We start from the raw sequence: 24,518 nt of genomic DNA on the forward strand, positions 1-24,518 counted from the left end.
TCATGGCTGAGTTGGTTTTTCCGCTGTTTAGCGATGGCGTCAATCTCACCGAAAAAGAACTGCTGGCCTGCCAACGGCAAGCCAGTGCTTTGCCCGACCGTCGCGGCAAAGCCCGTCACGCGCAGGCGGGGACTCGCGCCAGTTTGATCAAAGGCCGAGGCATGGAGTTTGCCGAGGTACGCCGCTACCAAGCGGGGGACGACGTGCGCACCATTGACTGGCGCGTTACTGCTCGAACTGGAAAAGCCCACACTAAGTTATTCGTTGAAGAGCGCGAACGCCCGGTCATTCTCTTGGTCGACCTAGGTGATAGCGCCCGCTTTGGCTCGAGCCTGCTGTTGCAATCGGTGCAGATTGCCCATGTGTCCGCAACCCTTGGATGGCATGCCTGCCAACAAGGCGACCGCCTTGGCGCTTTGGTTTGCTCAGAGCACGGTCACATTGAGCTCAAGCCCAAATCGCGGCGCCAAGGGGTTATGGCGTTAATCCAAGCCTTAGTTTTGCAGCACCAACGCACCGACAATCAGCCCCATCAGGCCGACTATTTGCAAAGCGCGTTGCAGCGATTGCGCCGACTCGCCAAGCCCGGCTCACTGATCCACGTAATTAGCGATGGTAGCTCCCTTGATACAGCTGCGATGGACCAACTGGCTCGCTTAAAACGCCAATGCGATCTCAATTTGGTTCAAGTGGTCGACCCATTTCGACTCGGTCAGCAAACCTGGCCGGTTGGCGCCGAACTAGCTGTGTTGGATGGGCGCCGGCGCGGCGTACTCAATCGCGCAGGATATCGCGACTACGCCAGCGCTCAACAAGAACGGCAACAGGCGCTGAAACACTGGGCGCAGCAACATCAAGTGCGCTGGCAGGCTATCAGTGCAGCCAAACCACTGGCCAGTCAATTGCGGGAGTTAAGCTAATGGACCCGCTGGCCAATATGGCAGACATCGTCGAACCAACACCGGTTAGCTTTTGGTTAACCCTGCATCCACTTTGGTATCTGTTGGTTTTACTAGTGCTCGCGAGCGCAGGCCTCGCACTTTGGTGGTGGCGTCAGCGCCGCCAATATCGCGCGGCTCAACAACAAGCCATCCAAGAGCTGGCTCTAATGACACAAGCCCATCAGGTTATCGAGCTCAACGCACTGTTGAAGCGGGTGGCAAGACACTATCACCCCAGCAGTCAGGCTTGGGGAAAAACCACCGCTGACTGGTGTGCTTGGTTACAAAGCATTCACCCAGCTCCTATTCCACTAGAGCCAATATTGAGCGCCAGTTATAGCCCCCAAGGCGTGACCCAAAAAGATTTTGAGCAGATGAGAGCTTGGGCCCAGCAGTGGTTAAAGCAGGCATTGCCCGCCAGGAGGCCCCATGCTTGATGTGCTTTGGTGGTGGGTCCTATTACTGTTGCCCCTGCCCTTTATTATTCGCCACAAGCCGGTACAAGCCTCCCATCAAACCGCGCTTAAGCTAGCTGGGGCTGGACGAGGTCTGCGCCAAGGTAAACGCCCACTCACTCGTTTGGCACGTCCTGGGCTTTGGCTAGTATGGATGCTTCTTGTGCTGGCCTGTGCGCGCCCCCAGTGGGTCGGTGAGCCAATCCCTATCGCCCAAGAAGGCCGCGAGCTGATGTTAGCGCTGGATTTATCCGGCTCCATGGAAATCCCCGATATGAAGCTCAATGGCGATACGGTGGACCGCTTCACTATGGTCCAGCACCTATCCGCCGAGTTTGTGTCGCGACGCCAAGGCGATCGCCTCGGGCTGATTTTGTTTGGTGATCGCGCCTACCTGCAAGCGCCGTTGACCCAGGACAGCCGCTCTATTGTGCAGTATTTGGAAGAAGCGCAATTAGGCCTGGTGGGCAATCAAACCGCCATCGGCGATGCGATAGCACTAGCCGCCAAGCGCTTCGACCAACGCTCGGACAGCAATAAAGTGTTGGTACTGCTCACCGATGGTAGTAACACCGCGGGCAGTTTATCGCCTCAGCAAGCGCTGGAGCTAGCCAAAGCGGTTGGCGTAGTAATCTATGCCATAGGCGTTGGCGCCGATGAAATGGAACAACGCTCCTTGTTTGGCAGCTTTAAGGTGCCAACCGCGTCAGATCTCGACGAAGGCGCGCTCAAGGCCATGGCGAATGCCACCAATGGCGAGTATTTCCGCGCTCGCTCCTCGCAAGACATGCAACGGATTTATCAAGCCATTGAGCAATTGCAGCCCATCGAAGCTGAAGGCAATCAATATCGCCCGCGCACTGAGCTGTTTTACTTGCCTTTATTGCTAGCCTTGCTCGTATGTGCGATTCAACTGCTATCACCTTGGGTGCCCAATTGGCGGCCTGCGCGAGGTGATGCATGAGTTTGCACTGGCTAAGACCCGAGTGGCTGTGGGCGCTAATTCCGCTAGCGCTTTTGCTCCTGTTACTTAAGCGCTTGCGGGCGAACAACTCGCAGTGGAACAAGATGTTGCCTGAGCATCTGCATCAAGTGCTCTTAAGTGGCGGAGACAACAGCGCCAAGCGTCCTTTGTGGCCACTCGCATTGGCGCTTTTCACCGGAATAATTGCCGCCGCGGGCCCGGCATTATTCCAAAGCGACACTCAGGTATTTAAGAACCAACAAGCGCGCGTGATAGCGATGGATATGTCGCGCTCTATGTACGCCACCGACTTTAAACCCAATCGCCTCGCTCAAGCTAAATTCCGCGCCAACGACCTACTCAAGCTGGTGAATGACGGTGATACCGGATTGATTGCCTACGCTGGCGAGGCCTATACCATTGCGCCACTCACGTCCGACAAAGGCACTTTGGTAAACCTGCTGCCTGCCTTGTCGCCGGATATTATGCCGGTCAAAGGCTCATCGCCTGAGGAAGCGGCTCAACTGGCCATTCAGTTATTGACCCAATCGGGCCATTTGAGCGGCGATATCGTGTTGTTTGGCGATGGATTAACGCCCGGACAGGCAGACAAGATTGAGCAGCTACTGAGCAACACCAACTATCAACTGCATCTATACACCTTCGCCAGTCGTGATGGTGCGCCAGTGCAACTGCCAAACGGTCAACTGCTAAAAGACAATCGCGGCAACATAGTGATCCCGCGCTTAACCCGAGCCCCGATTCAGCAGTTGGTTAAAAACGCCGACGCCCATTGGTTGGCGGCCAGCCCTAGTGGCGGCGAACTCAATCAACTGGCCGACAAGCTCAATCAATTGGGCGAATCACAAATCAGCGACCAACTCTCGCAGCAATGGCAAGACTTGGGGCCTTACTTGGCATGTTTGCTGATTTTGCCCATGCTCCTGAGCTTTCGCCAAGGTCGACTGTGGCAATACTTGTTGCCTCTTGGGCTTATTGCGTTTCAGCCAACACCAGCTCACGCCGCTTGGTGGCAGTCACCCCAAGGCAAAGGGCAGCAGGCCTACGCTCAAGGTGAGCACGACAAAGCGGCTGAGCTATTAGACCAAGCCCAGTGGCGAGCGGCCAACGCCTACCGTCAGGGGGATTACCAAAGTGCCGCTGAGCTTTATCAAAGCCTTGAAGGCGCTAACGCGCGCTACAACCAGGGCAATGCTCTACTCAAAGATGGCGATATCGATGGCGCAATTGAGCAATACCAGCAAGCCCTGACGCTTGAGCAAGACTTTGAACAGGCCAAGTCCAACTTGGAATTAGCCCAAGCCTTAAAGCAACAATCGCAAGACTCCCAAGGACAAGGTGAGTCAGACCAACAGGACTCAGATCAGCAAAACTCTGAACAACAAGACCAGCAAGATTCCGAGCAACAAGGCCCTGACCAACAGAGCCCTGAAAACCAAAGCTCTGAGAATCAAAGCTCTGAGAACCAAAGTTCAGAGCAACAAAGCGGCGAGCAAGGTGAATCTAAACAAGACAGCTCGAACCCGCAAAACTCGCAAGAATCATCCAGCGACAGCGCTCAGGACGAACAGTCCTCACAATCTGAGCAGCAAGATTCTGGCGAGCAAGGGGAGCAATCCGAAAGCGCACAGGGAGATCAAAGCCAACACTCGCAACTCGAAAGTGCCCCCTCGCGCAGTCAGCCGGAGCAATCTGAGCCGCAAGCAGGAACTCAAGACGCAAGTGCCGCGTCTCAACCAGAGCAAGCCGCTGACAACGATGACCAACAAGCCCAAGGCGCAGCAGTCAGCCCGGGGGAAGCTGACGGCAATGCTGACCAACTGCCGCCCGAATTGCAAAAGCTGATACAGCAGTTAGACGATGACCCTTCGTTATTGCTGCGAAACAAAATGCTGTTAGAACACAGAAAGCGCCGAGCCGATGGACGGGCGCAAGTACAAGGACAAGCCTGGTAATGGTTTTCTCTCAAATACAAAAACGCTTGTGGCAATGGGCAAGCTTACTCACTTTGCTGTTTGCCGGTCAGTTGCAGGCCAATGTGCTGGTATCGGTGGATCAAAATCCCGCGCAGACCAACCAACCCATAGTCTTAACCGTAGAAGTAGACCAAGACTTGCCCGCTGACGCCTTTGATGCCAGTCAGTTAGGCGAACAGTTTACCCTCGGGCGCACCAGTGTTCGGCGCAACACTCAAATCATTAACTTTGATACTCGCCGAACCACGGTTTGGCAGACGGTTCTGGTTGCAACCCAGCCAGGAGACTATCCCATCGGCCCGCTGACCGTTGGCCCGTTTGAGAGCCAACCTTTTACCCTGACGGTTCAAGCTGGCGCCAACCCAAATCAAAGCGCACCGGTAGAAGTGTTTAACAGTGTTAGTCAATCTCGCGCCTATTTAGGCCAGGTGCTTAACTACAAGGTTAAACTTCTGATAGGGGCTGAGTTACAACGCGGTGCGTTAACCGCGCCCCAGCTCGAAGGCATGAGCTTACAGCAAATCGGTGAAGACAAAGACACCACTGAAATCATCGAGGGTAAACGCTACCGTGTTATCGAACGCAATTACGCGCTAACCCTTGAAGAACCCGGGGAGTACGAGCTACCGCCAGCGGTATTTGACGGAGATATCGTGGTAAACAGCCGCTCTCGCGATAGCTTGTTCGCTTTTAACCAAAGCATGCCAACGCGCGCCGAAGGCGAGCCGCTAACTCTAACCGTTCTCGACAAGCCCATCGATTTCAACGGGCCTTGGTTGGTTTCAGACATGGTAGTTTTACAAGCGGTTGGAGACGCCCTGCCCGACAGTGTTGAAGTGGGACAACCGCTAAATCTCAACTGGCAAATCACCGCGGTTAACAGCGATGTCAACGCCATCCCTGAGCCACAAATGGAGTTGCCAGGCTGGGTAAAACGCTACCCCGAAAAGCCCCAGCGCAACAGTGCTATTCGCAATGAGCAGCTCATTAGCCAACTGACCATTAATCAGGCGCTAATTCCGACTCAAGCCGGTGAGCTAGTCATTCCAGACGTCGAGTTGCTCTGGTTTAATCCCCACACCAAGCGCGCCGAAGTGGCCCGGTTAGAGGGTAAAACCATTACTGTGGTGGCCGCCGATGGCCTCACACTGCCGGTAGAAGCCACAGTTCAGCCCCAACCGTCAAGCGCTGAACCCAGCAATCTGCTGCCTTGGCAACTGGCCAGCGCTGCATTGGCCTTAGGCTGGTTGGGTCATTGGCTTTGGTGGCGCCGAGAAAAATCGACCGAGTCCAAAGCGCCTGCCCGCACAGCGCCAAAAAACGATGACTTGCAGCGCTTTCACGATGCCTGTCAAAAAGGCCAGCTAGGCGATGCACTTAAGCTACTCACCGGCGCCGCGGCCCAAGTCACTGGCGAGCGACAGTCGTTAACCCAGCTGCGCCAACACTCACCTCAGCTCGCTAAAGCACTCGACATCGCTCAAGCGCACACCTATTCACCAAATAAGTCTGATTCGGCTCTAGATTTAATGCCTTTGTATCAATTAGTGGCTAACCTGCCGAAAAAAGCCCATTCAAGCGCAACTCTCGCGCCACTTTATCCTTTGTCCAACAAAGAGTAAGCTAAAATAAAGGCGGTCAAACATTGGCCGCCTAAGCGTTCGCCGCGTCCCCAAACCACTCAATGGATTGCTGTATGTTTTCTTTTGGAAATAAAAAATCAAAAGCCTCGGTCTTAGAGGACATGGCTAATAAACAATTACGATACGACAGCTTGGTCCGCGCCTATCACGGCGAGATTTTCCGGTACGCCTACTGGTTAATCGGCGACAAGCAAATCGCAGAGGACGTAGTGCAAGAAGCATTCTTGCGTGCGTGGAAGTCGCTCGACTCATTGAAAGACGAGAAAGCGGCTAAGTCGTGGCTGATCACAATTCTCAGACGCGAAAACGCCCGCCGCTTCGAGCGCAAACAATTTCAATATTCCGATGTTGAGCAGGAAACTCTGGAAGACAGCACGAGTCTGGACTTAGAAAGCCAACTCGAGCGCAATCAAATCCGCCGTCAGATTGCCAAGCTGCCGCTGGAGTACCGCGAGCCACTGCTGCTGCAGGTGCTCGGAGGATACAGTGGCGATGAGATCGCGCAAATGCTCGACCTCAATCGCAATACAGTCATGACCCGGTTGTTTCGTGCGCGCAACCAGTTAAAAGAAGCGCTGGAGAATCCAACAGAATTTCGAGGTAGCCAAAATGGATGAACTCAGCTTTAGACGTCAGGCTTACGCCGACCCAAACAGCAAGCAAGCTGACTTTGTCGAAGCGCAACAGCAAGACCCAACACGCCAAGCTTTTGTGGATGACCTCAAGCGCTTGGATGGGCAGCTCGAAGACGCGTTCAAGGTAGATGTGCCAGAGAATTTGGCCGACAAACTGCTGTTAACCCAAAAAATACAGAGCCATCAGCAAGGCCGCCGCCGCACTGCGGTGTGGTTGTCAATGGCGGCATCCGTAGCCTTTGTTGCCGGTCTTACCTTCAATATGCTGCGAACAGGTCCAATTAACCTAAACGAGCACGCCTTAGCTCACGTGATGCACGAAGTGGATGCCTTGCATCTAACCAATGCCTTGCCAAGCGATGCCCTGCAGGTACAGCTAGCCAGCTATGGCAAATCCATGAGTCAGGGTATTGAAGGCGTGGTGTACGCCAAAGAGTGTGACTTTCAGGGTATCAAGAGCCTGCATTGGATAGTGCAAACCGAGCAAGGCCCAGTGACCCTGTTTATCGTGCCTAAAGATCCTCGACTGCAAGGTCAAAACCAATTTGCTCAAGAGCAGTGGCGTGGCAAAACTATTGAACAAAACAATAGCTTGCTGATGTTCGTTGGAGAAAACTCGCAAGCCATCGAGCAAGTTCAAAAAGACGTAGAAACCAAGCTTTACAGTATTTAAACTGAAAGCTGTACAGTAATTAATCAAAAGGCCAGCGCATCGCTGGCCTTTTTGTTAGCTAGCTCAAATTTTGATGACAGACAGGTCAATTTTGGTAGGATACCAATCACAATAATTACAACAAGGCCTTTACTCCATGTCAGTTAGTTCCCCTGTTTTAATTACCTTTATTGGTTATTTGGTGTTGATGATAGGTATTGGCTTTGTGGCCTACCGTGCAACCACCAACGTCGGAGATTACATTCTTGGCGGCCGTAAAATGGGCCCAGCGGTTACCGCTTTGTCCGTGGGCGCTTCGGATATGTCCGGTTGGTTGTTACTCGGCTTACCCGGTGCGGTTTATCTTGGTGGGCTTAGCGAAGCTTGGATAGGCATAGGTCTGCTGCTCGGCGCTGGTCTTAACTGGATGATCATCGCCAAACGCCTGCGGGTTTACACCTATAGCGCCGACGATGCACTGACTATTCCAGAATTCTTAGAAAGCCGTTTTAACGACAAAGGTGGCGTCATTCGCACCTTCGCCGCCGCGGTTATCTTACTTTTCTTTACCTTCTACGCATCGTCAGGCCTGGTTGGTGGCGCCATTCTGTTTGAAAAAGTGTTCGGCCTGGATTACATCACCGCGCTTATCATTGGCTCTGTAGTGATTGTCACCTACACCTTTGTTGGCGGTTTCTTTGCGGTTAGTTGGACCGACTTTTTCCAAGGCTGCTTGATGCTGGTCGCCTTGTTGATGGTTCCCGCGGTGTTACTTAACGACATGGGTGGTTGGGAGCACGCATCGCAAGTGCTACCTGACAACATGACACAGCTCATTAGCCCAGAAACCACTGCCATTGGTCTATTGTCCCTGTTAGCCTGGGGTCTGGGCTACTTTGGACAACCCCACATTTTAAGCCGCTTCATGGCCATTCGCTCGGTCAAAGATATCCCGACCTCCCGCCGTATAGCCATGAGTTGGATGACAGCCGCGCTAGTCGGTGCGCTAATGACAGGTCTCGTAGGTGCTTTGTATTTCGCTGACCAGCCACTCAACAACCCAGAGACGGTATTCATTCAATTAACCCAAGTGGCATTTAACCCTTGGATTGCCGGACTTTTGATCGCCGCTATTTTATCGGCCATCATGAGTACTATCGATTCTCAGCTGTTGGTTTGCTCAAGCGTAATCACCGAAGATGTATATAAGAAGTGGTTGCGCCCAAGTGCATCTGACAGCGAACTCATGCTAGTTGGCCGCCTTGGCGTGCTGACTATCGCCATTATTGCTGGTGTGATTGCCATGAACCCTGACTCTAACGTACTTGGCCTTGTCAGCTACGCTTGGGCTGGATTTGGTGCCGCCTTTGGTCCTGTGGTGATTCTGAGTTTATTCTGGCGCGGTTACTCGCGAGATGGCGCTCTGGCCACTTTATTAGTCGGTGCACTCACCGTAGTGATCTGGAAGCAGCTTAACGGCGGTATATTTGAATTGTACGAGCTATTACCAGGCTTTGTATTTGCATTAATCGCTGGCGTCTTGGTGTCCAAGTTACGTCCCAATCAGGACCAAACCAGCTTGGACGGCTTTGACCGCTACCAAAAGACACTAGACTCATAGGCTCAATACCTGCTGTGGCAGCGATGAGCTACACTAACATCACTGCCAAGGCTGGCCCTTTTGTCAGCCAAACAAGGAGGCAATATGAAACATTGGATTGGAATCGCACTTCTGTGCATTAGCACTTTGGTCGCCGCAGAAGCCGTGCCACAAAAAGACCCGCAAGTGGCTTGGGGCCACATTGAACAAGGGGCGTTAGTGGTCGATGTTCGCACCGCCGAAGAGTTTGAGGTGGGCCATTTGAACAATGCCGCCCACGTACCTTTCGAGCAAATTGGCGAATGGGCGCAAGCACAAAACATTGCCAAGGACCAAAGCATTGTTCTTTATTGTCGCTCTGGTCGACGTTCGGGCATTGCCACTGAAACTCTGATGTCCATGGGTTACACCAATGTCTACAATGGCGGCGGCTTGGAAAGCCTACAAACCCATCAGCAACCTTAGTCTTTAAATCGGGCTAGTTCGGCTAACAGGTTTTCCTTTTGGGCCATCATGGCGCGGTAGCCCGCGTCGATGGCTTCATCGGCCCGGTGAAACTCCATTGTGCCAATATCACTAACTCTTGGGCTCACCAACACCTCAGGGGGATCCCCCATCAAGCGTGCTTTCTTGTGTCTAAGTTCGAGGATTTCCATCGACTGTGACATTACTGCCATCATGTTTGGTCCGCTTTTGTCATCCCGCTCCATCAGTTCCTTCATCGACGCCAAGTAGTCTTTGCCCTTGGCCAGCAAGTCGGTAAAGGTGGTGGAATCCTCAGTCTGCGATTCCGGTTCACTGGCAAGAGTTAACGGAGACTTTGAGGTCATGGTGCGCTTATCACCGTGCAGGTCCACCGCGATCACCACATCGGCCCCCATGGCTCGGCACGTGGATACAGGCACCGGGTTAACCACTGCGCCATCGACTAACCAGCGGCCGTTAAGCTGCACCGGCGCCAACACACCAGGCATAGAACAAGATGCGCGCACCGCTTGGCGTAAATCTCCCTGATCAAACCAAATCTCACGACCACTGTACAAATCGGCGGCCACCGCGGTAAAGGGCACAGCTAAGGTTTCTATGCGCACGTTGCCGATTTGGCGCTGAAACGCGTCAAAAACCTTCTCGCCACCGAGCAAGCCGCTTTTGGCCCAACTAAAATCCATCAGCCCGAGCACGTCCCAACTGGAAAAGCCTTCCACCCAATCCTGCAGCTTGTCCAAATTGCCATTGGCGTAGGCCGCACCCACCAAGGCGCCAATCGAACAGCCCGCCACCTGGTCAGGCGCGACCCCTAGCTCTTTTAGTGCGCGTAACACACCAATATGCGCCCAACCCTTGGCGGCACCGCTGCCCAAAGCCACTCCCACTTTAGCCATTAGGAACTCCTAGTCCGGTTAAATCAAAAGCACAAAAAAAGGCGCTTTGATGCGCCTTTTCTCTCATCGATAGGATTAAGCAAAAATGCTTGCACCCATAATAGCAAATACCAATGCGATAGCAGCAGTAGCGCCCAAGGCGACTTTTAAATTCAACGACATGTTCGTTTCCCTATTAGCTTATTCTATGGTGACACAGCTTACCAAGCGGCCGAAAAGCCGTCAGTAATCACGCCGGCAAGACAAGCGCCAGATCACGTTTTTCCGTTGTTCATGGAAATCATCCTCCAGCGGGTTATACTGCCGACAATCAAAATAAGGAGAATTCCCATGCCGCAACTATTGCATACCATGATCCGCGTTGGCGACCTTCAAAAAAGCATCGATTTTTACACACAGGTGCTTGGCATGAAATTACTGCGTCAAAGCGAAAACACCGAGTATCGCTATACCTTGGCCTTCGTTGGCTATGCCGAAGAATCGGAAGGCGCTGCGGTTATCGAACTGACCTACAACTGGGACACTGACAGCTACGACATGGGCAACGCCTTTGGACATTTAGCGATTGGCATTGAAGACGTGGCAGGTGCTTGTGAGCGCATTGATGCTGCTGGCGGTAAAGTGGTACGCCCTGCAGGGCCTGTGCTGGGTGGTAAGACCGTGATTGCCTTTGTTGAAGATCCCGATGGCTACAAGATCGAGCTGATTGAACGCGCGGGTATGTAACTGGACACCGTCATTCCCGCGAATAAACGTCATTCCCGCGAATAAACGTCATTCCCGCGAATAAACGTCATTCCCGCGAAAGCGGGAATCTAGCAACTAGCTTAGTTCCCCGCTTTCGCGGGGATGACCCAGAATTGCGGGGATGACCCATTGACTAGAGCAATTGTCGTAGCAAGAACCCTGCGTTAAACCTTTGCACTCGGTTTAAGATCTTGCGAACTTCGGCCGGGTAAGTTTCCGATTTTTGCACGTCGCGGTAGTGCTGAATCTTCTGACTTTGCGCCACAAACCCCTGTTGCTCTTGCTCAAACGACGCCTGCCAATCGCGATTCGGGTCCTGTAGCAATAGACCGTTCTCCAAATCCAACCCCCAAGCTCTAGGGTTGAGATTGCTGCCAGTGATCAAATGGTAACGCTCGTCTATCGACAAGCCCTTGAGGTGGTAACTGTTATTACCATCCTTCCACAAATAGATGTTCAACAAGCCCTGGTCAATAGCCCACTGATAGCGCTTGGCAAAACGGCGCAGCGCCATTTCGTACAGGTAAGGCACAGTGCCAATTAGATTGAACTCTTGCTCTGGCGGAATATAAAAGTCGTTTGCCGTCTTGTCGCCAACCACAATACTGATTTGGCGACCAGCGCGAAGCTGACTGCCCAGCGCTTTTTCAATCGCTCTAGGCGGATTGAAATACGGCGTGCAAAGGAATACTTGCTTGCGAGCATCTTTTATCAGCTGCAAAGTGGCTCGGTTGAGCTTGTTGGCACGACGGCCCAAGCCCACTAAAGGAGTAATACGCGCTCCATGAGTTAACTCGCCATTGCGATATTCAGACTTGCTAAGACGGCGCTTGTAGCGAGCGATAAAGCGATTCAGCTCGCGCTTTTTAACCTCGACTTTATCCACCAGATTTTGAATGCTAGGGTCGGCCACGAGCACCTGACGAATAAAGTCCGCCATCGAGTCGGCTAGCTCAGGCTGTTCAATGCGATAGTAGCGGTCCAGTCGATAGCGCTCGCCATGGTGTAAATACACATTGTTCAAGGATGCACCTGAATAAAGCACGAAGTCGTCAACCACAAAGCCTTTTAGGTGCAAAACACCCATCACTTCTTTGGTTTTGACCGGGACACCATAGACCGGAAAAGAAACACCAGCTTCGGCCAGACGCGCACGATACATGCTATCGTTGCCCAGCTGCTCGTCATCGCCAATCAAGCCTCGTTGGGCGCGGTGAAAATCCACCAATACGCTGATCTCGAGCTCCGGGTTGGCCTGTTTCGCAGCGATCAAAGCGTCAAACACCTCACGGCCTGCCGTATCGTCTTGAAGGTATAAGGCAACCATCAAAATGCGTTGCTTGGCTTGGCCAATCGCATCGAGTAATTGCTGTCGATACGCCTTAGCATCGGCAAAGGTGTGCAATTGTTGCGGGGCAAGGGCGAAACCCGGTAGGGCATCAATTAAGTTGGCGTGCGAACGGGCCATTCAGGGTAGGTGCTCTTTCAAAAATTTTAGCTAGCCAGCAAAATTACTGATTAGTGCACTCGCTTTCAAGTATTTTCCAAATAAAGTGTGCGCAGCAGCAATTACATGAGCTTAGCTCAAGACACAGGGAGCGCTTAGCCTTAATATTAGACCTATCCAAGATACCCTACGTGAAGATCTATACCCCTGATGAAAACCAATATTGCCTGGATACTGTTGGCCTTAGTCGTCGGCTTTGTTATGTTCCAATTTAAACCCATGCTTGGCGGCGCCACCCTGCCCCTGTTTTTGCTGTTGGTGGGCTTCATTACCTATCGCGGCTATCGCTTAATGGAAAATGATGACGAGGATTCTAACTAGTCCCTGTTTGTCAGCGCTAATTGCGCTGCTAGCATTCGTAATTGGCCCCGTCAGTTGGGCTCAAGCAACGCCGCTCTCGCCTTTACTGGACAAAGTACGGCCCGACCACGCGCAAGTAGCAGCTGTAGTGATTGACACCCGCAGCGGTGAATTGCTGCTCAATCACAACCCGAATGGTTTGATGACCCCAGCCAGTAGCCAAAAACTGCTAACCGCGGTTGGTGCTTATCGCATCCTTGGTCCGGATTATCAATTTTACACTCGTGCAGTGGCCAGTGGCTCAATTAATCGAGGCCAGCTCAGTCACCTGCAGCTGCAATTCGACGGCGACCCCGAGCTCACTCGAGCGCAATTGCGTGCAATGATTAAATCGTTGCGCCAACAGGGCATCAAGCGAATTCAAACCCTCAGTTTGTACTCCAGTCAGGCCGACCAATACCACGCACCTGGATGGGTCTGGGACGATTTGGGGATTTGCTTTGCCGCACCAGTTTCTGGGTTCATTCTGGACCGCAACTGCTTACACGCCAGCCTTCGCGCCAAAGGTACAGATACCTGGGTGAAATTGGCCAGCTACTTGCCCGCCAACATCGAATCTCAAGCCAAATACCAAGCCAAGAAAGACGCGTTTTGCGAACTGCACTTAAAGCGCTTCCCGGCCAATCGCTTTGTGATTAGCGGCTGTTTGGCAGAAAAACAAAAGTTGCCGCTGAAGGTCGCGATTACCGACCCTTACACCTATCTATCAGAAAGCCTGTCGCAAATGCTAAAAGACGCAGGGATCTCTGTCGCCAAACCCGTGTCGCTGTCACAACAGCCAATAAAGGGGAAAGTGTTAGCCAGTCAAGCCTCACGTCCTTTAAGTGAGCTGGTCAAAACCATGCTAGTGAAGTCTGACAACTTGATTGCCGACTCGCTGTTTAAGCAACTGGGCAGCCATTACTACCGGCATTCTGGCAGCTTTCGCAGTGGCGGATTGGCTTTAAAAGCGACTTTGCAAAGCGCCGGTGTCGATATGCAGGATGCTGTGATTGAAGATGGCTCTGGCTTGTCTCGATACAACCTTATTAGCGCAAACCAGCTCGCCCAATCGCTGCAATTGATACTAACCGACCCAAAGTTGGCTCCGCTGCAGCAAAGCCTAGCGGTGGCCGGAGTCAGCGGTACCCTAAAGTACAAAGCGGGTTTCACTCAGCCCCCGCTTAAACACAGAGTTGCCGCTAAAACTGGAACTATGCGTGGCGTCAGTGCGCTGGCGGGCTTCACGACAGACAAAGACAAAAACATCGAAACCCTGTTCGTCTATTTGCAAAACGGCGGCAAGCTGTCGGTCAATAGCGAGCCGATACTGCTTAAGGCCGTGCTCGAACAGCACAGTCTTCGTTAAAAAGTCTGAAAATCAATGCGCCAACAAAAAAGCCGCTGTCGATAACGACAGCGACTTTTTTCGAGCTTACACCAGATTAAAAGCGGTCTAACTCCAGCGCCATGGTCGCACCAGCACCCGTGCTGATTAAGCGCAAGTGATGGGCAGCTAGCGGCATGACTCGCTTCACGTAGTAATCGGTCACTAGGCGTTTATCGCTAGCGAATTGCTCATCCGCTTGCTCGTCGGCCACATTGCACATGCGCAGCCAGAAGTAGCCAAACAAGGTGTAACCCACAGCGTTGAGATAATCTACAGCTGCACAGTTCACCAAATTGGCATCGTTACGGGCAGCATCCACCAGCTCAGCGGTGGCGCCTTGTAGCTCAGCAAAGGCGGTTAACACACTGTCTTTGTGTCCGGCATCCACGTTGGTCATGGCTGAAGTCTCAGCACTAAACTGTTCAAGTAAGCGCTTCATATTCTCGCCGCGATTAGCCACAACCTTTCGACCCAGTAAATCCAGCGCTTGAATGCCGTTGGTGCCTTCGTAGATCTGCGCAATGCGACAGTCGCGTACCAGCTGTTCAGCACCCCACTCGCGAATGAAACCGTGACCACCGAACACTTGCTGACCGGCAACTGTGCTATCTAATCCACGGTCGGTTAAGAAGGCTTTGGCCAAAGGCGTTAACAAGCCCACTTGCGCACCTGCCCACTCAGCGGCTTCCCCTTCGCCGTAATTGGCAATATCCAACTGAAGCCCTGTGTGAACCGCAAATGCGCGTCCTGCTTCGTTTAACGAGCGAATATTCAACAACATGCGGCGCACATCTCCGTGAACCAGAAGACTGTCGTTAAACTCACCGCTGCGCATCGATTTGTCGGCTGCTACGCCCTGGCGTCGCTCTTTGGCGTACTCAGCGGCTAGCTGATAGGCCATTTCCGACGCACCCAGACCCTGGATACCAATCGAGACGCGCTCGTAGTTCATCATGGTGAACATGGCCGCCAAGCCGCGCCCTTCTTGACCAATCAGATAGCCCTCGGCGTCGTCATAGTTCATCACACAAGTGGCAGAGCCCTTAAGGCCCATCTTGTGCTCAATGGAGCCAACGCTCACCCCATTGGCGTCACCTAAACTGCCATCGTCATTGACTAGGATTTTGGGAACTAAGAATAACGAGATGTTTTTGGACAGACCTTTGTCAGTGGCAATCTTGGCCAACACTAGGTGAACCACATTCTCACCTAAGTCATTGTCGCCCGAGGTGATGAAAATCTTGCTGCCGCTGATTTTGTAGCTGCCGTTGTCTTGAATCTCGGCTTTGGTGCGAATACCGCGAAGATCAGAACCCGCCTGGGGTTCGGTCATGTCCATCGCACCGGTCCAGGCACCCGAGTAAAGTGAAGGCAGGAATTTTTCTTTGAGCTCATCGCTGCCATGGGCATTGATACACAAAGCCGCACCTGCGGTTAGCGAGCCGTACAACTGGAATGCGTTGGACGCGCCATAACCAATCTCATCGGTTAACACGCCCAAACTTTTTGGCATGCCCATGCCACCAAACTCTGGGTTACCACACAGGCCAATCCAGCCGCCTTCGGCAAATTGGCCATAAGCATCGGCAAAACCATCGGGGGTTTTCACAATACCATTTTCAAAGCTGACGCCTTGTTCATCGGCATTTCTATCGAGGGGGGCGACCACTTGCTCGTTCAGCTTGGCAGACTCTTCAAGCACTGCCACTGCGGTCTCAAGATCCGCCATTTCGGCGAAGGCTGGCAATTGCTGCCATTCATTTTGGGCGTCGAAGACCTGCTCCAGCAGGAAACGCATGTCGGCTAAAGGCGCCTTATATCCTTTCATGGGTAGTCTCTTGTCTTGTTGTAACCGATTAAGGCCGTCATCTGACGTTAATATTTAAACACCTGTTTAAATTACATCAGCTAACGGCCAAACTCAAAACTTTCGACAGTCGATCTACCCAACTTCAAAAAAATTAAAGTCGGTGGGAAATTACCACATCAAATCGTCTGGGATTTCGTACCCAGCGTATGGGTCTTCCTCGTCGGTTTGTTCTTCAACTTCACCATCCCAAAGGTACGCCACCCACTCGGGCTTAAAGGCTTGAACCCGCTCCACCAATTTGCCCGGCAGCAAATAAGAGGCATTGTCGATACGCACAATACCCAACTGGCCTTTTAGCAACTGCTCTTGCAAACGCTCGTCGATGTAGAGTTTGAGCACCTTATTGTTGAAGGTATAGTTAAAGCCAATCTCGGCCTCTTTACCCGGTTTGATAGCCGCACGCTTTATTTCGGTGACAAAACCGCGCTCGCGCCCTAAAGCTTCCGCTTTGGCATCGCGCACGGCATTTAACGCTTTGTCTTGCTCTGCGGCTTCAGCGCGCTTTTGCGCCGCTTCGGCTTTGATCACTTCACTTTCGTCGACTTTGTTTTGCTTGCGCTTGCGACGCTTGTCGGTGCGCACCTGCTTGGCTTTTTGCTTGTTGATTAAGCCCGCTTTTAACAATTGATCTTGTAACGACATAACCTATCTCCTAGTCGTTAATCGAGGCGTGAATATCCGCCAACGCCTGCAACGGATTGTCAGCTTTGGTAATTGGTCGGCCTATCACAAGGTGATCAGCGCCAACTTCGATGGCTTTGCTCGGCGTCATGATGCGCGACTGGTCGCCAGCATCGGCGCCCACAGGGCGAATACCCGGGGTGACTAACTGGAAGTCGCTACCAAGCTCGGCTTTGAGTGCTTGGGCTTCCTGGGCCGAGCACACCACACCATTCAAACCGGCGCTTTTAGCCAATTTGGCCAAACGCAGTACCTGGTCAGCAGGCTCACCTTCGATGCCAATGCCGTTAAGTTGCTCTTGGTCCATGCTAGTCAGCACGGTAACACCAATTAGCAAAGGGGCTTTGTCGCCATAAGGCACCAGCGCATCTTTCGCGGCTTGCATCATTTTTAGACCGCCGCTGGTGTGCACGTTGACCATCCACACACCCAACTCGGCGGCAGCACGGACGGCCTTGGCCACAGTATTGGGAATGTCATGAAATTTTAGGTCAAGGAACACCTCAAAGCCCAAGTTGTGCAACTCGGTGACAAACTGAGGGCCAAACAAAGTGAACATTTCCTTGCCCACTTTTAGGCGACACAGTGCTGGGTCCAGTTGTTTTACTAATGCCAGCGCTTGTTGTTGGTCGTCGAAATCCAAAGCGACCAAAATCGGATTGTGTTGCATCGTCGTTTCCTGTTTACTCGCCGTCTAAGCCAATCACAGGCTTCATTGAGCCCCACTGCTTACAGGAGGGGCATTGCCAGTGTAGGCTGTGACCGGGGAAACCGCATTCGTGGCAGCGGTAGCCCGGACGGACTCTAATTTGTTGTTGAACCAATTTTTCTAGCATGCTCAAGCTGTCCTTGGCTTTGCCATCTTCAGCTTGAGCTAGGTGAAATTTCATTAGGCGATGAAACCCTTTTAGGGTCGGATGCTGCATCAGGTGTTGCAAAATCAGACGCTCAGCATCCGCCTGCGACTCTTCTTCTAGCACTCGTTGAGCCAGCGCTAGCACCACAGAAGCACCGGCTTCTTTACCCACTGCGGTTTGCAGCATTTGAGTATGGCCTTGCGGGTTGTTCAGGCGCTCAAAGCACTCTTTAACCACAGGCAGCGCTTCGCTAAACAAATTGACGTCGGCTTGTAGCAGTTGCTCCAACGATTGCTGACAATCAGTGTAACTGCCCTGCTCGAGCTCTAACTCGGCTTTTTGCAGCCAAGCGCGGCCGCATTTCGCATCTTGCTTCACCGCGGACTTGAGTTTGGCGAGTTTGACCTTAGGCTCGGTTTCCTCTTCGGCCAACTGACAGTAGAAATGGGCCAACAAAGGTTTATAACGCTTGCGCGTTGAACGATTAAAGCGCGCCACTACGTCAATGGCTTTTTGCCAATCTTTGGTGATCTGATAGATGTCCAGCAACTGGGTTTCGGCCTCATCAACATGCTCTGACTGGCTGATAAGGTTAACAAAAATCTCTTCGGCGCGATCATAGAAGCCCGCCGCATGATAGTCCTTGCCAAGCTCCAACATGGCCAAATCCCGCTGCTCAACGGTCAGACTTGGACGAGCAATCAAATTCTGGTGAATGCGAATCGAGCGTTCCACCTCGCCACGGCGACGGAACAAGGCCCCAAGCGCCATGTGAGTATCTATGGTCTCGTCATCCACCTCGAGCAGGTTAATGAACAAGTCCACCGCTTTGTCGGCATCGTTAGACAGCAGGTAGTTTAACCCGGTGAAATAATCCCGGGACATGGCTTGGGCTTTTTGTTGTTGTCCTTGGCGAATACTGCGCCGTCCCATGTACCATCCATAGGCTGCGGCGATAGGCAGTAAAAGAAACAGCAGTTCAAGCATTCGATTGAGCGTTCGCTACGGTTTCCGGTTGAGACTCGCTCGATTGAGCGTTGAGAGATTTGATGCGCTTGTTGGCCGAGCGCAGCGATAATTTCAATCGCAACACAAATACCATGGCAATAAGCCAACAGCTAACAAAGCCACTAAAAAAGACAACCGACAAAACTACTGGAAGGCGAAATTCGTCTTGGGCGAGAAAGTAATTGATGGTGACCATCTGTTCGTTTTGACTGCCAAACGCCAGCGCCACTAAGAACAACAAGGCAACGACTAAGGTCACAAGCAAGGTTTTCACGGCTTTCTCCAAAGCGGTCGATAATAGCTTTGATTATCCTTGAATTTTTGGAGCTTAGCTAGTGAGAATCAAAAAAGCCTCCATCAGGAGGCTTTTTCTTATGCGAATCCGTTATTCACTCGTTCGCGAAGCTCTTTGCCGGGCTTAAAGTGCGGTACCGACTTACCCTCGAGCTCGACCGTTTCCCCAGTCTTGGGGTTGCGACCACTGCGCGGGGCTCGAAAATGTAGCGAGAAACTACCGAAACCACGGATTTCGATGCGGTCTCCCGACTCCAGAGTGTCAGCCATTTGCTCTAACATCTCTTTAATCGCTGATTCCACTTCTTTGGCCGACAGCTGCGTTTGTTTTGACGCCAACAATTCGATCAGTTCGGATTTAGTCATCCTTTTCACCCTTATCAACAAGCTATGAAGTCTGTAATGAAGCGGGAGCTAACTCCCGCTGCATCAGCATTACTCGCTGCGAGCCGCCTTGAAGGCTTCTGCCATGGCGTTACCCATAGAAGCGTCTTCTTGCTTGTTCAAAGAAGCCATGGCTTCTTTCTCTTCCGCTTCGTCTTTAGCGCGGATAGACAAGCTGATGGTGCGGTTCTTACGGTCAACACCCATGTACTTAGCTTCAACAGCATCGCCAACGTTCAGTACAGAAGACGCGTCTTCGATACGCTCACGAGCAATGTCAGCTACACGGATGTAACCTTCAACGCTGTCGGCCAACTCGATGGTTGCACCCTTAGCGTCAACAGCAGCTACTGTACCATTAACAATAGCGCCTTTTTTCTTATCAGCAAGATAAGAGTTGAACGGATCTTCTTCAATTTGCTTAACGCCCAAAGAGATACGCTCACGCTCAGGATCTACTGAAAGAACAACAGCTTCGATTTCTTCGCCTTTCTTGTAGTCGCGAACGGCTTCTTCGCCTGGTGCGTTCCAAGAGATGTCAGACAAGTGAACCAGACCGTCGATACCGCCGTCTAGGCCGATGAAGATACCGAAGTCAGTGATTGACTTGATCTTACCAGCAACGCGATCGTTCTTGTTGAACTTAGACGCGAACTCATCCCATGGGTTAGCTTTACACTGCTTAAGACCCAGAGAAATACGACGACGCTCTTCGTCAATGTCCAGAACCATAACTTCAACACTGTCACCCAAGTTAACAACTTTAGATGGGTGGATGTTCTTGTTGGTCCAATCCATTTCAGAAACGTGTACCAGACCTTCAACGCCTTCTTCGATTTCAACGAAGCAACCGTAGTCAGTTAGGTTGGTTACGCGACCAGTCAGGCGTGCACCTTCTGGGTAGCGCTTGCTGATTTCCAACCATGGATCTTCGCCCAATTGCTTAAGGCCTAGAGAAACGCGAGTGCGCTCACGGTCGAATTTCAGAACTTTAACATTGATTTCGTCACCAACGTTTACGATCTCGCTTGGGTGCTTAACGCGCTTCCAAGCCATGTCGGTGATGTGCAGTAGGCCGTCTACGCCGCCCAAGTCAACGAAGGCACCGTAATCGGTAAGGTTCTTAACGATACCTTTAACTTCTTGACCTTCCTGCAGGTTCTCAAGCAGTTCGTCACGCTCTTGGCTGCTCTCAGACTCGATAACAGCACGGCGAGAAACAACAACGTTGTTGCGCTTCTGGTCCAGCTTGATAACTTTGAATTCTAGCTCTTTGCCTTCCAGGTGCAGAGTGTCACGTACTGGACGTACGTCAACTAGCGAGCCTGGTAGGAAGGCGCGGATACCGTCTAGATCGACAGTGAAGCCACCTTTAACTTTGCCATTGATAACGCCCATAACAGTTTCAGCGTCTTCGTAAGCTTTTTCCAAACGGATCCAAGCTTCGTGGCGCTTAGCTTTTTCACGAGACAGTTGAGTCTCACCGAAGCCGTCTTCTACTGCGTCTAGCGCAACGTCAACTTCGCTACCAACTTCAACTTCTAGCTCGCCTTGAGCGTTTTTGAACTGGTCTACCGAGATAACCGCTTCAGACTTAAGACCGGCGTCAACGATTACGTTGCCGTTTTCGATCTTAACAACAGTACCTTTAACAATGGCACCTGGGCGAGTTTCGATTTCTAGTAGAGATTGTTCAAATAATTCAGCAAATGATTCAGTCATTTCTTAACTTCAACTTAGTGTGTTTTCCACGTTCATCCTGAACACGGAGGTTGTTTAACAAGGCGTTCCGATCCTAGAACACCAATAAAAATTGGGCCTTAGCCCAAATCTAGCGACAACACATCGGCGACGTATTCGGTTACCCGATCCATCACTTGGTCAATGTTTAACCCTGTGGTGTCAATAATTAATGCATCTTCGGCAGCGATCAAAGGTGCCACTTTGCGCCCGGTATCGCGCGCATCGCGTTCCTTTATCTCGGCCAAAAGGCGGTCAATGTTAACATCGAAGCCCTTCTCTATCAACTGATTATAGCGCCTCTGGGCGCGCTCTTCGGCGCTGGCGGTCAGAAAGATTTTGCACTCGGCATCGTTAAAAACCACAGTGCCCATATCGCGACCGTCGGCCACTAGTCCAGGCGCGGCTCGAAAGGAGCGCTGGCGACGCAAAAGTGCCTCGCGAACTCGTGGGAAAGCCGCCACTCGAGAGGCGGCATCGGAACACTCTTGCGAACGAATGGCCTTGGAGACATCCTCGCCTTCCAGAACAACTTTTACGCCGTTATCGCCGCTTAAAAATTGTACGTCTAAGTGCGCTGCCAAAAGGCCAAGCGCTTCTTCGTTGGTGAAATCCACATTTCGGTAGATGGCCGCTAACGCCAGCACGCGATACAGTGCGCCGCTGTCGAGCAAATGCCACTCCAATTGTTTTGCCAAAAGCTGACAAATCGTGCCTTTCCCTGCACCACCTGGGCCGTCGATGGTAATTACCGGTGCCCTATCCAACATAGTCGTCTCCGAGTTAATACTTAAGGGGTAACCCCTGAAAACTGCGCGCGCTGATAACAAGATCAAAAGGCACGCTAAAAAATGCGCGCATAGTATAATCGAATCCACCAATTTTTGTTGGCAAACTTCAAAATAAAAACGGTGTAAAGGTCACCCTTTACACCGTTTCAGCAATCAACTGCGGCCTGACACTACTATCTGTTTGACGTCAGACGGTCAAACTCTTCGAAGTAAGTTGGAAAGGTCTTTGAGGTACAATCCGGGTCATTGATAACCACGCCCGCTTTACCAAACGCCATTAGGCTAAAGCACATGGCGATTCTGTGGTCGTTGTAGGTATCGATATCCGCTTTGGCCAAATCCACCGGGCCTTGGACCTTGATATAGTCGTGGCCTTCTTCCACCACAGCGCCCACTTTCTTAAGCTCGCACGCCATGGCCGCTAAGCGGTCGGTTTCTTTGATGCGCCAGTTGTAGATGTTGCGCAGCACGGTTTCACCTTCGGCAAACACCGCCGCTGCCGCTATGGTCATCGCTGCATCCGGAATGTGGTTCATATCCATGTCGATGCCCTTTAGCACCCCAGGACGCGCGATGATGTAATCATCACCCCACTCGATATCCGCGCCCATGGCCGCTAGCGCATCGGCAAACTTCACGTCACCCTGAATGGCCGCTTTGCCCACGCCTGTGACTTTCACTTCACCACCGGCAATCGCGCCCGCCGCTAAGAAGTAAGACGCCGACGAGGCATCCCCTTCCACCAAGAAAGTGCCTGGCGCTTGATAAGTTTGGTTACCTTTCACCTCAAACACCTGATAGTTATCGTGGCTCACTTCGACGCCAAAACGCGCCATGATGGCCAGGGTAATATCAATGTACGGCTTAGACACCAACTCGCCTTTGATGCGAATGGTGACATCCCCCTTGGCCATTGGCGCCACCATCAATAGCGCGGTCAAAAACTGACTCGACAAGTCACCGGCAATACTTACCTCACCGCCATTCAAGCCTGAGCCTGAAATTTTAAGCGGTGGAAAGCCTGGGTTTTTAAGGTACTCAACCTCAGCACCCAGCGGGAGCAATGCATCAACGAGATCACCAATCGGACGTTCTTCCATGCGCGGCTCACCGGTGAGTTCAAACTCGCCATGAGCCAAGGTAAGCGCTGCACACAAAGGACGCATCGCAGTACCGGCGTTACCCAAGAATAGATTCAGGGCTTTATTCGACTGAAAAGCACCACCAACGCCATCCACCACGCAAGTGCGCTTGTCGTCACTTAGCTGATAGCTCACACCCAGTTGACTGAGAGCGTTAAGCATGTGGCGGATGTCATCGGAATCGAGCAAATTGGTCAGGGTGGTTTGTCCCTGCGCCATGGCTGCCAGCAACAAGGCTCGGTTAGAGATACTCTTAGAGCCTGGAATATTAATTTCCCCATTAATCGAAGCGATGGGGGCTAAGCTTAATTGCTTCATGCAAATCCTATCTTTTCAAGGCTTTCTAACAAGCGGTCGTTCTCCGCTGGAAGCCCAATACTCACACGCAAGTGCTGTGGCATACCGTAACCGCCGATGGGGCGCACAATCACGCCCTGCTCTAGCAGCGCCTGGTAGGTCGGCATTGCGTCTTTTTGAATGTTAATGGTGACGAAATTACCCTTGGAAGGAATATAGTCGATGCCTTTAGCGTCTAACCAATCGCACACGCGCTTAAGTTCGGTGCGATTAAGCTCGACGCTTTGGGCAAGGTATTCGTCGTCGTTCAGTGCCGCTTCGGCTGCTACCAAAGCTAAGCTGTTGTTGTTAAAGGGTTCGCGAACTCGGTTTAATAGGTCGGCCACTTGTGGGTGACACACACAGTAGCCCACGCGCAAGCCGGCAAGACCATAGGCCTTAGAGAAAGTGCGGCTCACAATTAGATTCGGGAATTCGTTTACCCAAGCACAAGAATCGGCTTTCTCTTCTTCGCTCAAGTACTCGTAATAGGCTTCGTCCAATACCACCAACACATCAGACGGCACTTTGGCGATAAAGGCTTTTAAGGTAGCCGCATCGATAAAGTTGCCGGTTGGGTTGTTGGGGTTGGCGACGCACATCAAGCGAGTGTCATCATTGACCGCCGCCAGCATGGCGTCCAAATCATGACCGTAGTCTTTGGCGGCAATCGCACGATGCTTGGCGCCGCACGACTGGGTCAAGAGCGCGTACACAATAAAGGCATACTGAGAATAAACCACCTGATGCTGAGGCGTAACGAAGGTGCGGAAAACCAGCTCAAGTACTTCGTTGGAGCCATTGCCCAATACAATCTGTTCAGGCGACACGCTCAAACGAGAAGACAAGGCCTGCTTTAAGCCGTAGCCGCTAGCATCTGGATAGCGACTTAAGTCGGCGACCGCGTTATCAATCGCCTGACGCACCGACGCACTTGGGCCCAGTGGATTTTCGTTAGAGGCCAATTTGACGATGTCGCTAATGCCTAGCTCACGCTCAAGCTCCTCAATCGGCTTACCCGGCTCGTATGGCTTGAGTCCTTGTACGCCAGTGTTGGCCAGTCCAATAAAATCACAGCTCATTGTTGTTATCCTTGTTCTTTTATTTGGCGTCGCTGCTCGCGACGGCTTTTAAACCTGTTCCAGTAAATCCACTGTCGATCA

24 protein-coding genes are annotated in these 24,518 nt (G+C 52.0%); 12 read left to right on the plus strand and 12 right to left on the minus strand.

Translation table 11 applies throughout. The annotated features are described in order from the left end of the window. Positions 1-2: 2 nt before the first annotated feature. The 9 genes from CLC93_RS00205 to CLC93_RS00245 all read left to right on the plus strand — a co-directional run bounded on the left by CLC93_RS00205 (position 3) and on the right by CLC93_RS00245 (position 9,352). Positions 3-920 carry a DUF58 domain-containing protein gene (locus CLC93_RS00205; protein ID WP_095503926.1) on the plus strand — a complete coding sequence of 306 codons (918 nt, stop codon included), beginning with the start codon at positions 3-5 and terminating at the stop codon, positions 918-920. Then, a complete protein-coding gene (locus CLC93_RS00210) occupies positions 920-1,378 on the plus strand; it encodes a DUF4381 domain-containing protein (protein WP_095503927.1) in 459 nt (152 codons plus the stop codon). The genes CLC93_RS00205 and CLC93_RS00210 overlap by 1 nt, the downstream gene beginning before the upstream one ends. Further along, the gene (locus tag CLC93_RS00215) at positions 1,371-2,360 is read left to right on the plus strand and encodes a vWA domain-containing protein (protein ID WP_095503928.1); all 990 of its coding nucleotides are present in this window, start codon (positions 1,371-1,373) and stop codon (positions 2,358-2,360) included. The genes CLC93_RS00210 and CLC93_RS00215 overlap by 8 nt, the downstream gene beginning before the upstream one ends. Continuing rightward, positions 2,357-4,336 (plus strand): VWA domain-containing protein, encoded by a 1,980-nt coding sequence (locus CLC93_RS00220; RefSeq protein ID WP_095503929.1) that lies wholly within the window; start codon positions 2,357-2,359, stop codon positions 4,334-4,336. The genes CLC93_RS00215 and CLC93_RS00220 overlap by 4 nt, the downstream gene beginning before the upstream one ends. Next, on the plus strand, positions 4,336-5,979 hold the full coding sequence (locus CLC93_RS00225; protein WP_095503930.1) for a BatD family protein: 1,644 nt from the start codon (positions 4,336-4,338) through the stop codon (positions 5,977-5,979). The genes CLC93_RS00220 and CLC93_RS00225 overlap by 1 nt, the downstream gene beginning before the upstream one ends. A gap of 74 nt (positions 5,980-6,053) precedes the next feature. Further along, positions 6,054-6,617: a sigma-70 family RNA polymerase sigma factor gene (locus tag CLC93_RS00230; RefSeq protein WP_095503931.1), complete on the plus strand. Its 564-nt coding sequence runs from the start codon at positions 6,054-6,056 to the stop codon at positions 6,615-6,617. Beyond that, complete coding sequence (locus CLC93_RS00235; protein ID WP_095503932.1) at positions 6,610-7,308, plus strand: DUF3379 family protein; 699 nt, start codon at positions 6,610-6,612, stop codon at positions 7,306-7,308. Before CLC93_RS00230 ends, CLC93_RS00235 begins: the two co-directional genes overlap by 8 nt. Before the next feature lie 136 nt (positions 7,309-7,444). Next, positions 7,445-8,908 carry a sodium/proline symporter PutP gene (gene putP / locus CLC93_RS00240; protein WP_095503933.1) on the plus strand — a complete coding sequence of 488 codons (1,464 nt, stop codon included), beginning with the start codon at positions 7,445-7,447 and terminating at the stop codon, positions 8,906-8,908. Positions 8,909-8,992: 84 nt separating this feature from the next. After that, on the plus strand, positions 8,993-9,352 hold the full coding sequence (locus CLC93_RS00245; RefSeq protein WP_095503934.1) for a rhodanese-like domain-containing protein: 360 nt from the start codon (positions 8,993-8,995) through the stop codon (positions 9,350-9,352). On the opposite strand, the gene rssA is transcribed toward CLC93_RS00245, so the two are convergent. Beyond that, positions 9,349-10,269: a patatin-like phospholipase RssA gene (rssA, locus tag CLC93_RS00250; RefSeq protein WP_095503935.1), complete on the minus strand. Its 921-nt coding sequence runs from the start codon at positions 10,267-10,269 to the stop codon at positions 9,349-9,351. The two genes, CLC93_RS00245 and rssA, sit on opposite strands and share 4 nt — an antisense overlap. Positions 10,270-10,599: 330 nt before the next feature. Between rssA and gloA the strand changes: the two genes are divergently transcribed. Beyond that, positions 10,600-10,995, plus strand: a complete 396-nt coding sequence (gloA, locus tag CLC93_RS00255) for a lactoylglutathione lyase (protein ID WP_095503936.1) — start codon at positions 10,600-10,602, stop codon at positions 10,993-10,995. A gap of 154 nt (positions 10,996-11,149) precedes the next feature. Here gloA and pssA read toward each other — a convergent pair whose 3' ends face one another. Beyond that, on the minus strand, positions 11,150-12,484 hold the full coding sequence (pssA, locus tag CLC93_RS00260; protein ID WP_095503937.1) for a CDP-diacylglycerol--serine O-phosphatidyltransferase: 1,335 nt from the start codon (positions 12,482-12,484) through the stop codon (positions 11,150-11,152). A 189-nt stretch (positions 12,485-12,673) separates the two neighbouring features. On the opposite strand from pssA, the gene CLC93_RS17660 reads away from it, so the two are divergent. Both CLC93_RS17660 and dacB read left to right on the plus strand, forming a co-directional pair. Then, positions 12,674-12,844 (plus strand): hypothetical protein, encoded by a 171-nt coding sequence (locus tag CLC93_RS17660; protein ID WP_095503938.1) that lies wholly within the window; start codon positions 12,674-12,676, stop codon positions 12,842-12,844. Then, positions 12,825-14,231 carry a D-alanyl-D-alanine carboxypeptidase/D-alanyl-D-alanine endopeptidase gene (gene dacB / locus CLC93_RS00270; RefSeq protein ID WP_281254644.1) on the plus strand — a complete coding sequence of 469 codons (1,407 nt, stop codon included), beginning with the start codon at positions 12,825-12,827 and terminating at the stop codon, positions 14,229-14,231. Before CLC93_RS17660 ends, dacB begins: the two co-directional genes overlap by 20 nt. Positions 14,232-14,307: 76 nt before the next feature. Here dacB and CLC93_RS00275 read toward each other — a convergent pair whose 3' ends face one another. The 10 genes from CLC93_RS00275 to hisC all read right to left on the minus strand — a co-directional run bounded on the left by CLC93_RS00275 (position 14,308) and on the right by hisC (position 24,437). Beyond that, on the minus strand, positions 14,308-16,080 hold the full coding sequence (locus tag CLC93_RS00275; protein WP_095503940.1) for an acyl-CoA dehydrogenase C-terminal domain-containing protein: 1,773 nt from the start codon (positions 16,078-16,080) through the stop codon (positions 14,308-14,310). Between the two features lie 150 nt (positions 16,081-16,230). Next, positions 16,231-16,764, minus strand: a complete 534-nt coding sequence (locus tag CLC93_RS00280) for a DUF2058 domain-containing protein (protein WP_095503941.1) — start codon at positions 16,762-16,764, stop codon at positions 16,231-16,233. A gap of 10 nt (positions 16,765-16,774) precedes the next feature. Then, the gene (gene pyrF, locus CLC93_RS00285; protein WP_095503942.1) at positions 16,775-17,473 is read right to left on the minus strand and encodes an orotidine-5'-phosphate decarboxylase; all 699 of its coding nucleotides are present in this window, start codon (positions 17,471-17,473) and stop codon (positions 16,775-16,777) included. A 13-nt stretch (positions 17,474-17,486) separates the two neighbouring features. Continuing rightward, the gene (gene lapB / locus CLC93_RS00290) at positions 17,487-18,647 is read right to left on the minus strand and encodes a lipopolysaccharide assembly protein LapB (protein ID WP_095503943.1); all 1,161 of its coding nucleotides are present in this window, start codon (positions 18,645-18,647) and stop codon (positions 17,487-17,489) included. Further along, positions 18,640-18,942: a LapA family protein gene (locus CLC93_RS00295; RefSeq protein WP_095503944.1), complete on the minus strand. Its 303-nt coding sequence runs from the start codon at positions 18,940-18,942 to the stop codon at positions 18,640-18,642. Before CLC93_RS00295 ends, lapB begins: the two co-directional genes overlap by 8 nt. A gap of 98 nt (positions 18,943-19,040) precedes the next feature. Further along, complete coding sequence (locus CLC93_RS00300) at positions 19,041-19,343, minus strand: integration host factor subunit beta (RefSeq protein WP_342744921.1); 303 nt, start codon at positions 19,341-19,343, stop codon at positions 19,041-19,043. A gap of 54 nt (positions 19,344-19,397) precedes the next feature. Continuing rightward, a complete protein-coding gene (gene rpsA / locus CLC93_RS00305) occupies positions 19,398-21,068 on the minus strand; it encodes a 30S ribosomal protein S1 (protein WP_095503946.1) in 1,671 nt (556 codons plus the stop codon). 98 nt (positions 21,069-21,166) lie between these two features. Then, the gene (cmk, locus tag CLC93_RS00310; protein ID WP_095503947.1) at positions 21,167-21,856 is read right to left on the minus strand and encodes a (d)CMP kinase; all 690 of its coding nucleotides are present in this window, start codon (positions 21,854-21,856) and stop codon (positions 21,167-21,169) included. A 194-nt stretch (positions 21,857-22,050) separates the two neighbouring features. Next, on the minus strand, positions 22,051-23,337 hold the full coding sequence (gene aroA / locus CLC93_RS00315; RefSeq protein ID WP_095503948.1) for a 3-phosphoshikimate 1-carboxyvinyltransferase: 1,287 nt from the start codon (positions 23,335-23,337) through the stop codon (positions 22,051-22,053). Beyond that, positions 23,334-24,437 carry a histidinol-phosphate transaminase gene (gene hisC, locus CLC93_RS00320; RefSeq protein WP_095503949.1) on the minus strand — a complete coding sequence of 368 codons (1,104 nt, stop codon included), beginning with the start codon at positions 24,435-24,437 and terminating at the stop codon, positions 23,334-23,336. The genes aroA and hisC overlap by 4 nt, the downstream gene beginning before the upstream one ends. Positions 24,438-24,518 lie beyond the last annotated feature (81 nt).

Origin of the sequence: Paraferrimonas sedimenticola (assembly GCF_002282855.1) — a bacterium.
Classification (GTDB): domain Bacteria; phylum Pseudomonadota; class Gammaproteobacteria; order Enterobacterales; family Shewanellaceae; genus Paraferrimonas; species Paraferrimonas sedimenticola.